The organism is Bradyrhizobium sp. ORS 278, from assembly GCF_000026145.1.
GTDB lineage: Bacteria > Pseudomonadota > Alphaproteobacteria > Rhizobiales > Xanthobacteraceae > Bradyrhizobium.
This window is the reverse complement of the sequence record NC_009445.1, coordinates 4,175,935-4,188,479: the sequence shown is the minus strand read 5'-3', so window position 1 is coordinate 4,188,479 and position 12,545 is coordinate 4,175,935. Positions and strand designations below refer to the sequence as shown.

Annotated in this window: 14 protein-coding genes; 10 read left to right on the top strand and 4 right to left on the bottom strand. The window is 64.8% G+C overall.

Annotated features, from left to right (window positions below; translation table 11 throughout):
• Positions 1-71: 71 nt before the first annotated feature.
• Positions 72-329 (bottom strand): hypothetical protein, encoded by a 258-nt coding sequence (locus BRADO_RS18625; protein WP_011926885.1) that lies wholly within the window; start codon positions 327-329, stop codon positions 72-74.
• Between the two features lie 274 nt (positions 330-603).
• On the opposite strand from BRADO_RS18625, the gene coaD reads away from it, so the two are divergent.
• The 3 genes from coaD to BRADO_RS18610 all read left to right on the top strand — a co-directional run bounded on the left by coaD (position 604) and on the right by BRADO_RS18610 (position 2,436).
• Positions 604-1,098, top strand: coding sequence for a pantetheine-phosphate adenylyltransferase (gene coaD / locus BRADO_RS18620; RefSeq protein ID WP_011926884.1), 495 nt, complete (start codon positions 604-606; stop codon positions 1,096-1,098).
• A gap of 55 nt (positions 1,099-1,153) precedes the next feature.
• Positions 1,154-1,717, top strand: a complete 564-nt coding sequence (locus BRADO_RS18615) for a peptidylprolyl isomerase (protein WP_011926883.1) — start codon at positions 1,154-1,156, stop codon at positions 1,715-1,717.
• A gap of 254 nt (positions 1,718-1,971) precedes the next feature.
• Positions 1,972-2,436 (top strand): peptidylprolyl isomerase, encoded by a 465-nt coding sequence (locus BRADO_RS18610; RefSeq protein ID WP_011926882.1) that lies wholly within the window; start codon positions 1,972-1,974, stop codon positions 2,434-2,436.
• 97 nt (positions 2,437-2,533) lie between these two features.
• Here the strand turns inward: BRADO_RS18610 and BRADO_RS18605 are convergent, their stop codons facing one another.
• Positions 2,534-3,193, bottom strand: a complete 660-nt coding sequence (locus tag BRADO_RS18605; protein WP_011926881.1) for a hypothetical protein — start codon at positions 3,191-3,193, stop codon at positions 2,534-2,536.
• A 181-nt stretch (positions 3,194-3,374) separates the two neighbouring features.
• On the opposite strand from BRADO_RS18605, the gene queA reads away from it, so the two are divergent.
• Positions 3,375-4,469 carry a tRNA preQ1(34) S-adenosylmethionine ribosyltransferase-isomerase QueA gene (gene queA, locus BRADO_RS18600; protein WP_011926880.1) on the top strand — a complete coding sequence of 365 codons (1,095 nt, stop codon included), beginning with the start codon at positions 3,375-3,377 and terminating at the stop codon, positions 4,467-4,469.
• A 319-nt stretch (positions 4,470-4,788) separates the two neighbouring features.
• Here queA and BRADO_RS18595 read toward each other — a convergent pair whose 3' ends face one another.
• The gene (locus BRADO_RS18595) at positions 4,789-5,814 is read right to left on the bottom strand and encodes an aspartate-semialdehyde dehydrogenase (RefSeq protein WP_011926879.1); all 1,026 of its coding nucleotides are present in this window, start codon (positions 5,812-5,814) and stop codon (positions 4,789-4,791) included.
• Between the two features lie 273 nt (positions 5,815-6,087).
• On the opposite strand from BRADO_RS18595, the gene tgt reads away from it, so the two are divergent.
• Positions 6,088-7,242, top strand: a complete 1,155-nt coding sequence (gene tgt / locus BRADO_RS18585) for a tRNA guanosine(34) transglycosylase Tgt (RefSeq protein ID WP_011926877.1) — start codon at positions 6,088-6,090, stop codon at positions 7,240-7,242.
• 151 nt (positions 7,243-7,393) lie between these two features.
• Here tgt and BRADO_RS18580 read toward each other — a convergent pair whose 3' ends face one another.
• Positions 7,394-7,612, bottom strand: a complete 219-nt coding sequence (locus BRADO_RS18580) for a hypothetical protein (protein ID WP_011926876.1) — start codon at positions 7,610-7,612, stop codon at positions 7,394-7,396.
• 648 nt (positions 7,613-8,260) lie between these two features.
• Between BRADO_RS18580 and cysK the strand changes: the two genes are divergently transcribed.
• From cysK to kaiC, 5 genes are all read left to right on the top strand, one after another.
• Entirely contained in the window at positions 8,261-9,229 is a 969-nt protein-coding gene (gene cysK, locus BRADO_RS18575; protein ID WP_011926875.1) for a cysteine synthase A, read from the top strand.
• Between the two features lie 2 nt (positions 9,230-9,231).
• Positions 9,232-9,471, top strand: coding sequence for a BrnA antitoxin family protein (locus tag BRADO_RS18570; protein WP_011926874.1), 240 nt, complete (start codon positions 9,232-9,234; stop codon positions 9,469-9,471).
• Between the two features lie 364 nt (positions 9,472-9,835).
• Entirely contained in the window at positions 9,836-10,708 is an 873-nt protein-coding gene (locus tag BRADO_RS33335) for a response regulator (RefSeq protein WP_050781018.1), read from the top strand.
• Complete coding sequence (locus tag BRADO_RS18560; protein ID WP_011926872.1) at positions 10,705-11,037, top strand: circadian clock KaiB family protein; 333 nt, start codon at positions 10,705-10,707, stop codon at positions 11,035-11,037. Before BRADO_RS33335 ends, BRADO_RS18560 begins: the two co-directional genes overlap by 4 nt.
• Entirely contained in the window at positions 11,015-12,544 is a 1,530-nt protein-coding gene (gene kaiC, locus BRADO_RS18555; protein WP_011926871.1) for a circadian clock protein KaiC, read from the top strand. Before BRADO_RS18560 ends, kaiC begins: the two co-directional genes overlap by 23 nt.
• Position 12,545 lies beyond the last annotated feature (1 nt).

Here is a 12,545-nt window from a genome sequence, read left to right as displayed (position 1 = left end):
GAATAGGGAAGCGAATCAGGTCTCACCTATTCGCTATTCGCTATTCGCTATTCGCTATTCGCTATTCGCTATTACTGCGTCCGTTCGACCCCGACGATCCGCGCCTCGCGGATCGTCGATTTCGTTCCCGCGCCGCGCAGGCAGGCGGCCTCGAAGTTCGGCCAGGCCTGCTGCGAACAGTCGCGGCCGATCGGGCGGAAGTCCAGGCGATCGCCCTTGGCCAGCGGCTGCGGCACGCTGGCGTTCACCTCCGGAGCAAGGCCGGGCAGGACGGTGAGGGCGGCAGCCACGAGGCCGGCTGCGGCGACGGCAGAAAGCGCTTTGATCATGACGGTCCCCTGTGGTTGGGCCGTTCGGCCCGTCGTTCGTTAAGGATTTATTAACCAGTTCCGGTTTCGAGACGCTTTCGCGCGGCGACCGATTTGGTTTCATCGCCGTATCGATGTGTTTCGTGGCCGAGGTTCCGACGAAACAATCGCGGTAAGCGGCTGCAGTTCCGGTAGGCGTCGTCGCAGCGCAAACAACCGGGTACCGCCATCACAGCCGCGCCAGCCCGGGCGTCGGCGGCTTGCCCGGCTGTTCCGGGCGGTATAGGACGGGCGCATGCAACGCATTGCGCTCTATCCGGGCTCGTTCGATCCCGTCACCAACGGCCATCTCGACGTGGTCCGCCAAGCCGTCCATCTCTGCGACAAGCTCATCGTCGCGGTCGGCGTGCATCACGGCAAGAAGCCGCTGTTCTCGACCGAGGAGCGGCTGGCGATGGCCCATGAGGTGTTCGGCCCGGTCGCGTCCGCAGCCGGCTGCGCGTTCGACGCCTCGACCTATGACAATCTCACGGTGACGGCAGCGCAGCAGGCGGGCGCGATCCTGATGATCCGCGGCCTGCGCGACGGTACCGATCTCGACTACGAGATGCAACTCGCCGGCATGAACCAGACGATGGCGCCGTCGATCCAGACCGTGTTCGTGCCGGCGTCCGTCCCGGTGCGTCCGATCACGGCGAGTCTCGTCCGCCAGATCGCCGCGATGGGCGGCGAGATCTCGCATTTCGTCCCGCCGTCGGTGGTGGCCCCGCTGAAAGCCAAGTTCGCCTGACGGTCCGGCGTCTTTCTAGCTCATTCCTCTCACCTCTCATCTCATCGGAGTTGCCATGATCCGCGCTCTCGCCTTCGTCTTCGCTCTCGTGTTCGCGGTCCCGGCCCTGGCGCAGTCGCTGCCCGCCGGCCTCGACAAGCAGAACGCGCTGGTGATCGACACCACCAAGGGCCGCATCGTCATCAAGCTGCGCACCGATCTCGCGCCCCAGCATGCCGAGCGGCTGAAGACCTTGGCGCGCGAGGGCTTCTACAACAACGTGCCGTTCCACCGCGTCATGGACGGCTTCATGGCGCAGACCGGCGACGGCCAGAACTTCAACGGCACCGGCGGCTCGAAATATCCGAACCTGAAGCAGGAGTTTTCGCAGACGCCGTTTAAGCGCGGCACCGTCGGCATGGCCCGCCGCGGCGACAGCGTCGATTCCGCCAACTCGCAGTTCTTCATCTGCTTCGGCGATGCGTCGTTCCTCAACGGTCAGTACACGGTGATCGGCGAGGTCGTGCAGGGCATGGACGTGGTCGACAAGCTGAAGAAGGCGCCTCCGGGCTCGGCAGGCGGCGCCGTGACCGATCCCGACAAGATGGTCAAGGTCCAGGTCGCCTCGGACACCAAGTAGCCGGAGAGAGCAGGGCATCCGCCCGGGTTCCCGCGCCTTAAGGAAACCTTTGCCACGCGCCGCCGGTTGCATCGACAGGACGGGCGGCTTCAGCTTTAAGCGCGTTGGGTCTATTCTGGACCCGCATCGCCCGGGCCTCGTTGTGCCCGGATCGCCGTCAGGAGGGGTGGCGGCCGCACACGAGAGGGTGCCGCGACCTGTCAGACCCCGGCGTCCTGCCCCTCATCATTTCAACCAGAACCTGAGAGACCAGCATGGCTGTGACCGAAAATACCTTGATCCTCGAAACCACCCAGGGCCCCGTGACCATCGAGATGCGCCCGGATCTGGCGCCGAACCACGTCGCGCGCATCAAGGAGCTCGTCCGCGAGGGCTTCTATGACGGCATCGTCTTTCACCGCGTGATCGACGGCTTCATGGCGCAGACCGGCTGCCCGCAGGGCACCGGCATGGGCGGCTCCGGCAAGAAGCTGAAGGCCGAGTTCAACGCCGAGCCGCACGTCCGCGGCACCGCCTCGATGGCCCGCGCCGCCAACCCGGATTCCGGCGACAGCCAGTTCTTCATCTGCTTCGACGACGCCCGCTTCCTGGACAAGCAGTACACCGTCTGGGGCAAGGTCACCGAGGGCATGGACAACGTCGACAAGATCAAGCGCGGCGAGCCGGTGCAGAACCCCGACAAGATCGTGAAGGCCTACATGGCCGCCGACGCGGCCTGAGCGATTCATCGCCGGGCACTCCGGGGCGCATCGAAGATGCGCGCCTGGAGCGTCGGGTTGGCCGCACGGAACGATCGTCTGTGGTCGGATGAATTGCTCATTGCAGCGGCGTGATCGGCACGAAGCTGGTCGTGACGCCTTCGATCGTTGGCTCTATCGGGTCACCGGCACCTAGATTCAGCTCGGGCAAGTAGACCTGAGCGATGTGGTTCTTGACCGGCGACGGAGGTATCTCGACCTCGGCCGTAGCATGGACGATAACGAGCTCGCAGGGTCCGACCTTGCGCGTGCTTGCGTATTTGAACCGGTACTTCTGAAGGACGACCGACTTCGTCGTGCTGCCGTCCTGCATTCGGGTCGTGATGATGATCTTGTAGTCGATGTCGGACTTGCGATCGAAATCTCCCGGTAGTCCCTCGAACGCATAAGTCTTGTGATAGGTACGGATCGTGCCCCCGAAATTCGTCGTATCCTGACTTTCCGACATCAAGCCGCCGACAAAGGTAGATCGTGAGACGATCACTCCCTGCGGCGTTTCGGTCCGGCTCCAGACCGTGAAATTGTCATGGCTTGCACGATCCGACTGGATGATGACGAGCGCTCCGTTCGTGCGGTGGTAACGCATCTCGATCGGGGTTGCGCTCCCCTGGACCGCCGCGCAATCGACCTCCTGAGCCCGGGCGACTGCTGAGCCGCCCAGCACGAGGCCGGTCAGGAGCAGGATGGCGCTGGCGCGCGCAGGAATCGTGATTGCCATGATCAGGTCCATTGCTACGAAGGCGAAGCCGATCGCCGCGGAAGTTCCAGGTTCCAATTAGTGGTATTCGGAGCAGGATAAGCAAGGGCGGCGAAGCCCTCGATACGTTCATCGGTTGACCCGCCCGGCCGATGAGCGCCGTCACACTGAAAATGTTGAGCCAAGAGCTGAGCCAAGAGCCATGCGCACCGACCTGTTCGATTTCCATCTTCCGCCCGAGAACATCGCGCTGCGCCCGGCGAGCCCGCGCGAGGCGGCGCGCATGCTCGTGGTGCAGGGCGATGGCGTGCTGCGCGACCGCACCATCGGCGATCTGCCGGACTGGCTGGAGCCGGGCGACCAACTCGTCGTCAACGACACCAAGGTGATCGCAGCCCAGCTGTCCGGCCGCCGCATCAGCCGCGAGACCGAGGCCAAGATCGAGGCGACCCTGATCAAGCGGCTCGACGGCTCGCGCTGGCAGGCGCTGGTCCGGCCGGCCAAGAAGCTCTTAGCCGGCGACACGATCCGCTTCGGCAATGAGGGCAAGGTCTGCCTGCTCGGCCATCTCGACGCGACCGTCGAGGCCAAGGGCGAGGAGGGCGAGGTGACGCTGTCCTTCGTGTTCCACGGCCCGGCGCTCGATCAGGCGATCGCCGATCTCGGCCGGCCGCCGCTGCCGCCCTACATCGCCGGCAAGCGGCCGGCCGACGAGCAGGACGCGCAGGACTATCAGACCATGTTCGCGGCCAAGGAGGGCGCGGTGGCCGCGCCCACCGCCGGGTTGCACTTTACGCCCGCGCTGGAGCAGCGCCTGCGCGCGCGCGGCGTCGGGTTGCAGCGCGTCACCCTGCATGTCGGCGCGGGAACGTTTCTCCCGGTCAAGGTCGAGGACACCGAAGGCCACCGCATGCACGCGGAGTGGGGCAGCCTCACGCCGGAGACCGCCGCAGCGCTGAACCAGGCCAAAGCCGAAGGCGGCCGTATCGTCGCAGTCGGCACCACGTCGATGCGACTGCTGGAAAGCGCCGCGCTGCCCGACGGCACCATCGCGCCGTTCGAGGCGGAGACCTCGATCTTCATCACGCCGGGCTATCGCTTCCGAGCGGTCGACATCCTGATGACCAACTTCCATCTGCCGCGCTCGACCCTGTTCATGCTGGTCTCCGCCTTTGCCGGCCTGGAGACGATGCAGGCGGCGTATGCGCATGCGATCGAGAGCGGCTACCGCTTCTATTCCTATGGCGATGCGTGCTTGTTGTTCCGGCAACCGGACGAGCGCGTGGTCGAGCCGTAGGGCGCAAAATCGTAGGGTGGGCAAAGCGGCGCCGAAGGCGACGCGTGCCCACCGTCGATCAGCGCGTTGCGCGGCGAGACGGTGGGCACGGCGCCACTGCGATCGCATGTGAGGAGAGAGCGGTGTCTCGCCTTTGCCCACCCTACAGCTTCAGAGCGTTTAGCAGGCATCGTTCGCCACAATCTTCATCGTCATTCCCCGCGAAGGCGGGGAATCCAGTACGCCGCGGCGGCTCGGCTGAGAACAGGTGCCGGTGAATACTGGATCACCCGCCTTCGCGGGTGATGACAGTTGGGAATGTCGCGAGCGCGTGCCCGCCTTACGCCATCGCCCGCTCCGGCAGGAGCTCCGCGATCTGCACCGCGTTCAGCGCGGCGCCCTTGAGCAGCTGGTCGGCGGCGACGAACATCGCGATGGAGTGGCCGGAGGGATCCGACAGATCCTTGCGGATACGACCCACCAGCACGTCGTCCTGGCCGGAGGCGTCGACCGGCATCGGGAAGTAGTTCTTCGCGCGGTCGTCGACGATGCGCACGCCCGGGGCGGTGGCGAGGATGCGGCGGACGTCGTCTTCCGTGATCGGCGTCTCGCATTCGAAGGTGATGGCCTCGCAATGGGCGCGCAGCACCGGCACGCGGACGCAGGTGACGCCGATCGCGATGCCCTCATCCTCGAAGATCTTGCGGGTCTCGTTGATGACCTTGGTCTCTTCGTCGTTGTAGCCGGTGTCGGGATCGATGGCGGTGTTGTGGCTGAACAGGTTGAAGGCGAACGGGTGCGGCATCACCTTGGGCGCGTAGACCTGGCCGTTGAGGCTCGCGCGGGTCGACTGCACCAGCTCGTCCATCGCCGCCGCGCCGGCGCCGCTGGCGGCCTGGTAGGTCGAGATGATCACGCGCTTGATGCGGTTCTGCTGGTGGATCGGCCACAGCGGCACCAGCGCGGTGATCGCCGCGCAGTTCGGGTTGGCGATGATGCCCTTGTGGTCGCGGATGCGGCGGGCGTTGATCTCCGGGATCACCAGCGGAACGTTCGGGTCCATGCGGAAGGCGGAGGAGTTATCGACCACGACGGCGCCCGAGCGTACCGCGATCGGAGCGAACTTCTTGGAGATGCCGCTGCCGGCCGAGAACAGCGCGATGTCGACGCCCTCGAACGAGCGCTCGGTGAGCTCCTCGATCACGATCGTCTGGCCGCGGAAGGTCAGGGTCTGCCCGGCCGAGCGGGCGCTCGCCAGCGCCTTGAGCTTGCCGACGCGGACGTTGCGGCGGTCCAGGGTGGCGATGAACTCGGCGCCGACGGCGCCGGTGACGCCGACGATGGCAATGGTGGGATCGTGGGACACGTCTAAGACTCTCCGGTTGGAATTTGGGCATAAAAAAAGCCCCGGACCTGCATCAGGCGGGGCTTCGATTCGAAGATGGTCGCGATCGAGGTCGATTACGCGCGCACGCCTCCCGAGTCCCCCTGGGGCTTGGTGGTTTTCGTCGTGCGTTTGGTCGAGGTCGACATGGCGCGGGACCATAGGGACGGCCGGTTCCGCCGTCAACAGCCGATCACGGCGAAATCCCGCCGATCGCGGTTGAATCGGGCGCCATCCTGACGCAATAAGCCGGCCATGAGCTCCCCGGCTAACGACCTTCCCAACCATTTCGAGCTACTCGGCACCGATGGTGCGGCCCGCACCGGCCGGCTGACCACACCGCATGGCGTGGTCCGCACCCCGGCCTTCATGCCGGTCGGCACCGCCGGCGCCATGAAGGGCATCCACTGGCGCGACGTGCGCGAGGCCGGCGCCGACATCGTGCTCGGCAACACCTATCACCTGATGCTGCGGCCGACCGCGGAGCGGATCGCCGCGCTCGGCGGCCTGCAGCGCTTCACTGGCTGGGGCGGCCCGATGCTGACCGATTCCGGCGGATTCCAGGTGATGTCGCTGTCGGGCTTGCGGAAGCTGACGGAGCAGGGGGTGACGTTCCGCTCGCATATCGACGGTGCCAAGATCGAGCTGACGCCGGAGCGGGCGATCGAGGTGCAGCGCCTGTTCAACTCCGACATCGCGATGCAACTCGACGAATGCGTGCGGCTGCCGGCCGAGCCCGCCGATGTCGAGCGCGCGATGCGGCTGTCGCTACGCTGGGCCGAGCGCTGCCGCCGCGCCTTCGAGAGTGCGCCCGACGGCTATATGCTGTTCGGCATCGTGCAGGGCGGCGACGTCCCCGCGCTGCGGGTGGCGAGCGCCGAGGCGCTGGTCGATATCGGCTTCCATGGCTATGCGATCGGCGGTCTCGCCGTCGGCGAGCCGCAGGCGGTGATGCTGGAGATGATCGAGGCCACCGTGCCGGCGCTGCCGGCCGACCGGCCGCGTTATCTGATGGGCGTCGGCACGCCCGACGATCTGCTGGAGTCGGTGAAGCGCGGCGTCGACATGTTCGACTGCGTGCTGCCGACCCGCAACGGCCGCCATGGCGTCGCCTATACGCGCTTCGGGCCGGTCAATCTGCGTAACGCGCGCCACGCCGACGACGCCAGGCCGCTGGACGAGGAAAGTCCGTGGGCGCCAGCGCGGACCTATGCACGCGCCTATCTGCACCATCTGATCAAGGCGGGCGAGGCGCTCGGCGCCACGCTGCTGTCGGAGATCAACATCGCCTATTTCCAGCAGCTGATGGCCGGAATGCGCGAAGCCATCGCGCAGGGCCGCTTCACGGAGTTCTACGCGCGCACCAAGGCCGATTGGGCCCGCGGCGACATCGCTCCGCGGGCCGCCTGACGGCGCGCAAGACTCTGCGCGCGTTCTTTGCGGCGCATGATGCTGGGAATGTCGGGGAGATCGTCTGACGCCTTGCGGATCGTTCCGACGCGATGACAGCGGCATCGCGTCGTGGAACGTTCATGCAGCGTGGCCGTTCAGTTGCACGCGATCAATTGCAAACGAAGCGGCTCTTGACCGAATGCTTGGTGACGAAGCCATAGCCGCAGGTGTCGCAGGTCCAGAGATAGCTGATCGCGTTGTCGGCCAGATACGCCGAGGCCTCCGCGGCTATCATGGAGTCGGCGCAGACCGGGCATGTCGGCAAATCGCAGCCGCGCGGCTCGGGGCGGGGCGATGCGGTCGACATGAGATCAGCGAGTGCTGACATAGTGACCTCCTGGGCGATCTCTTTGTTGTCGTTTGCTGCTTGATGACGTCGATTGCGATGACGTCGATTACGGTCGTGTCGACTTGCGAACAGGTCTGGTTTCCGACAAAACCGAATCTAGGTACGCGGGATTTCGACGCCTCAAAATTTTCAACTCGTCCAACTTCCAACGGATCTGACGTGGTTCACGCGAAGGCTCTCACAAGAAAGGCTCTCATACGAAAGGCTCTCATACGAAAGGCTCTCATACGAAAGGCTCTCGCACGCAGGTCCGTCACATGAACGTCTGTCACACAAAGAGTTTGTCTGGTGGTCTCTTCTTGTTCGGTCTGGATGATCTATTCTACGAGAGCGAGGCCGCGCATTGCCGTCAGTCTGTCTCTAGCACTCCCAACATGACATCTTGCTGATGTCTGCAAGGGATCGCAGTCGACGGCGCACCGTGAATCTCTGCCCTACTGAAGTCTAACATACACCGACTTCGTTGACCTTGTCGCAACACAAATGCGTTGGTTTGGCGTAATTTAACGACGACTTGTTGTGCGACGCGATGATCATGCAGACGCGTAATCGTGCTTGCGCAGCGCAATAAGCTCGCTGAAAATGGTCAGGAACATTGTCGCGCAAAAGTGCGCAAGGAGTGATCTCATGGAGTCGTCGGCTGCGACACAGCGTCCCGGACGCGGGCGCGTATTTGATTCAATTATCGAGGCATTCGGCAATACGCCGATTGTGCGGCTGCGAAAGTTGCCGGAGCAGCATGGCGTCAAGGCGACCATCCTCGCCAAGCTGGAATACTTCAATCCTGCCGCGAGCGTGAAGGACCGCATTGGCGTCGGCATGATCCTGGCGATGGAGCAGGCCGGTGTGCTCAAGCCGGACTCCGTTCTGATCGAGCCGACCTCGGGCAATACCGGCATTGCGCTCGCCTTCGTCGCGGCGGCGCGCGGCTACAAGCTGAAGCTTGTCATGCCGGAGTCGATGTCGGTGGAGCGGCGCAAGATGCTTGCCTTCCTCGGCGCCGAGATCGTGCTGACACCGGCGGCGCAGGGCATGAAGGGCGCGATCGCGACCGCCGAGGAGCTGTTGCGAACCACGCCGAACTCGGTGATGCCGCAGCAGTTCAAGAACCTCGCCAATCCGGAGATCCATCGCCGCACGACGGCGGAGGAGATCTGGAACGACACCGCGGGGAATATCGACCTGTTCGTCGCCGGCGTCGGTACCGGAGGCACCATTACCGGCGTCGGCCAGGTGCTGAAGTCGCGCAAACCCGGACTCAAGGTGGTTGCTGTCGAGCCGGAGGAGAGCCCGGTCCTGTCGGGCGGCCAGCATTCGCCGCACAAGATCCAGGGCATCGGCGCCGGCTTCGTCCCGGATATTCTCGACCGGTCCGTGATCGACGAGATCGTCAAGATCAACAGCGCCACGGCCATCGAGACCTCGCGCGCGCTGGCGCGCAACGAGGGCATTCCCGGCGGCATTTCCTCGGGCGCGGCGATCGCGGCGGCGATCGAGCTCGGCAAGCGGCCGGAGAATGCCGGCAAGACGATCCTGGCGATCGTCCCGTCGTTCTCCGAGCGCTATCTCTCCACGGCGCTGTTCGAAGGGATCTGATCATGGCCGATCAGCCGCGACGTCCCCGCACGCTCGCCGACGCTCGCACCGAGGCGGAGGCTGCATTCAAGAAGGTGACCACCAAGCCGGTGGAGGCGCCGCCGAAGAAGGCTGCGGTGCCGGGCGTGCGCGAGCAGGTGACGTTGCGGATCGATCAGGACGTGCTCGAGCACTTCCAATCCTGCGGGCCCGGCTGGCAGGACCGCATGAATGCGGCGCTGCGCAAGGCCGCCGGGCTCTGAGCACGCGTGGCAAGCTCTTTCGGTCGCTCACGATCGTCGGGTCCGGCGAATCAAGTTGGACATCGAGGTCTCGTGGGCGATTGAATGCCGTTTCGCAGAGGCCCTGGTGAACGATCGCACTCTCCTGGACATCACGCGATTACCGCAAGCCGATCTCATCGGCCAATTTGTAAGCGACGGTCTTCGCCAATTACCCTTTGTATGATTGAAATCATACATATTGCACCAATCGCTAGAATTTATGCTTCGCATTAGCGATGCGTTAACCTATCGTGAATGCGGAGATTGGATGGCGGCGGCGCTGTCTTAGTCGGCCGGCCCGTCGCCCAGCCGCGCGTCGCTTAATGCGAAGGAGCAATGGTGAGTGGCGGCCAGCAGCGCCGAGGAGCTCGGCACCATGAGTGCGGTATTTGAGCCGCAACCCGACATCCTTCTGGTCGATGGCGGCGTGGAGGGCGCCGGTGGCGCCAGTCGATCGATCAGCCTGATGTCGCTCATGCCGGACTACAAGCTGCAGGCAGTCAGGACGCTGGATGAAGCCGACGCCTGCTTGCGCCGGTCCGCCGCCGCGATCGTCGTGCTCAATATTGAAGACCTCAATGGCAGCGGAGGACAGGCGATCGAGAGACTTCGGTCGGCTCAGCCGGACGTTCCGATCATCGTCGTCAACGGTCCTGCCAGCGACGGACTGCGCCGCGCCTATCTTCAAGCCGGCGCGCAGCGCTACATCGCGCAGGTCGAGGTTGGACCCGGCTCGCTGAGCCGCGCGGTGCGGGATCTGACCCGGCGGCGGGCGGGGGCGCTGCTGCGGCAGGAGACGAGAAGGTTGGCTGCGCACGGGACGCGAAGCGACGTCGCTCGGGTCCCGCGCTCCGCTGGCCGTCCTGCACCCACCGAGGCGCTTCGGATCGCGCGACCGGCGCAGTTCGAAGGACTCGTCGATGCCTATGCGGCCCTGTTCGACCGCTACCCCCAAACGTACGCCTCACGGAACCGCAAGCCGGCGCAGATGATGCTGCGTATCGTGAGCTGCCTCGGGGAGTTCCACGGCGGTCCCCGTGACCTCGTGGATATTCACATGGCGGCTTTGCAACGGGTCACCAGCGCGCTGCCCGGCCGGCGCGCCGACGCGCTGGTCGTCGAGAGTCGCCTGCTTGCGTTGGAAATGATGGGTCTGCTGGCGTCGCACTATCGAGATGCTCATCGCTGCGGCCATTCCGACGGGAGCGGTGCATGACGTACCATCTCGGACTTTTTGTCACCGGACAGACCCTGCATTCGCTGCGCGCGATCGAAAATCTACGCCGCATCTGCGAGCAGGAATTCGCGGGCCTCTGTGTCGTCGAGATCATCGACGTGACCGAGCGCCCCGACGTGGCCGAACGGGAACGGATCGTCGCGACGCCGACACTGGTGCGGCGAGACCCGCCGCCGGTGCGGAAAATCATCGGCGATCTCAGTGACACGCGGCGGGTGCTGCTGGCGCTCGGCATCGCCCATGATCGATCTCACGCATCGGAGACGCAGGACGGGGAGACAGGAAATGGCTCTGACTGGAGCGCATGAGCTCGAGAAGCTGCGCACGGGCATCGCCGGCTTCGACCAGATCGCCAATGGCGGGCTGCCGCTCAATCGCACCACCCTGGTTGCGGGCACCGCCGGCAGCGGCAAGACTGTCTTGGCGCTGCAATACCTGATCACAGGCGTCAGGACGACCGGGGAGCATGGGGTTTGCGTGACCTTCGAGGAGGCGCCGGAGGATCTGATCCGCAATATCAGATCATTCGGATGGGAGCTCGAAAACATGATCGCGCGGCGCCAGGTGGCCATCGTCGACGTGACCCCGGAAGACGGTGAGGAAACGATCGAGGCCGGTACATTCGACTTCTCCGCGCTGCTGGCCCGCATCGAGGCCGCCGTCCGCAACGTCAATGCGAAGCGGCTGATCATGGACTCGATCGGCGCGCTGTTTCCGCAGTTCAGCGACGCCAATCTGGTCCGTCGCGAACTCCACCGGATCACCGTCCGGTTGCGCCAGCTCGGCGTCACCTCGATGATCACCGTCGAGCGTCCGGGCGAGGATGGACCGCTGGCACGCTTCGGCATCGAGGAGTTCGTCGCCGACAACGTGCTCGTGCTTCGCAACCGCCTGGAGCATGAGAAGCGGCGGCGGACGATCGAGATCCTGAAGTTCCGCGGCGCGACCCATCACAAGGGCGAATATCCGTTCACCGTCGACCATGCGGACGGCATCACGATCCTGCCGTTGTCGGCGATGGAGCTGCAGCAGCACTCGTCCGATATTCGTGTGTCGTCCGGGGTGCCCGAGCTCGACGCGATGTGCGGCGGCGGCATCTATCGCGATTCCGTCATCCTGGTCAGCGGCGCGACCGGGACCGGCAAGACGCTCATGGTGACCCACTATCTGCAGGCGGCGATTGCGAGCGGGCAGCGTGCGATGCTGATCGCCGCGGAGGAGAGCCGCGACCAGCTGACGCGCAATGCCCTCAACTGGGGGATGGATTTCGACGCGGCCGAGCGGAGCGGCATGCTGCGGATCGTCGCGCGCTATCCTGAGACGATGGGGCTGGAGGATCACCTGCTCTACATCAGGCGCGAGATGGCCGATTTCCGCCCGGATCGGATCGCGGTCGACAGCCTTTCTGCCTTCGAGCGGGCGGGCACGATCAAGTCCTATCGCGAATTCGTGGTGGCGCTGACGAGCGGCATCAAGCAGTTCGGCGTGACCGGGCTGTTCACCAACACGACGGCCATGCTGCTCGGTGGGGAATCGGTGACGGAGAGCCACATCTCGACGATCACCGACATGATCGTGCTGCTACGCTATGTCGAGCTCCACGGCGAGATGCGGCGCGGGCTCGCCGTGCTCAAGATGCGCGGCACACAGCATGACAAGGATATCCGCGAATATGTCATCGACGGCGGTGGCATGCATCTCCGCGAGCCGTTCCGCGAGATCCACGGCATTCTCTCGGGCGCGCCGACCTACACCTTCGCGCGCGAGCGGGACAATCTGGCCGGGATGTTCGAGATGCCGAGAACGAGGGATTGAT

Excerpts from the sequence above, each read along its gene's own strand:
- BRADO_RS18625 (WP_011926885.1), bottom strand. The coding sequence starts at position 329 with ATGATCAAAGCGCTTTCTGCCGTCGCCGCAGCCGGCCTCGTGGCTGCC.
- coaD (WP_011926884.1), top strand. The coding sequence starts at position 604 with ATGCAACGCATTGCGCTCTATCCGGGCTCGTTCGATCCCGTCACCAAC.
- BRADO_RS18615 (WP_011926883.1), top strand. The coding sequence starts at position 1,154 with ATGATCCGCGCTCTCGCCTTCGTCTTCGCTCTCGTGTTCGCGGTCCCG.
- BRADO_RS18610 (WP_011926882.1), top strand. The coding sequence starts at position 1,972 with ATGGCTGTGACCGAAAATACCTTGATCCTCGAAACCACCCAGGGCCCC.
- BRADO_RS18605 (WP_011926881.1), bottom strand. The coding sequence starts at position 3,193 with ATGGCAATCACGATTCCTGCGCGCGCCAGCGCCATCCTGCTCCTGACC.
- queA (WP_011926880.1), top strand. The coding sequence starts at position 3,375 with ATGCGCACCGACCTGTTCGATTTCCATCTTCCGCCCGAGAACATCGCG.
- tgt (WP_011926877.1), top strand. The coding sequence starts at position 6,088 with ATGAGCTCCCCGGCTAACGACCTTCCCAACCATTTCGAGCTACTCGGC.
- BRADO_RS18580 (WP_011926876.1), bottom strand. The coding sequence starts at position 7,612 with ATGTCAGCACTCGCTGATCTCATGTCGACCGCATCGCCCCGCCCCGAG.
- cysK (WP_011926875.1), top strand. The coding sequence starts at position 8,261 with ATGGAGTCGTCGGCTGCGACACAGCGTCCCGGACGCGGGCGCGTATTT.
- BRADO_RS18570 (WP_011926874.1), top strand. The coding sequence starts at position 9,232 with ATGGCCGATCAGCCGCGACGTCCCCGCACGCTCGCCGACGCTCGCACC.
- BRADO_RS18560 (WP_011926872.1), top strand. The coding sequence starts at position 10,705 with ATGACGTACCATCTCGGACTTTTTGTCACCGGACAGACCCTGCATTCG.
- kaiC (WP_011926871.1), top strand. The coding sequence starts at position 11,015 with ATGGCTCTGACTGGAGCGCATGAGCTCGAGAAGCTGCGCACGGGCATC.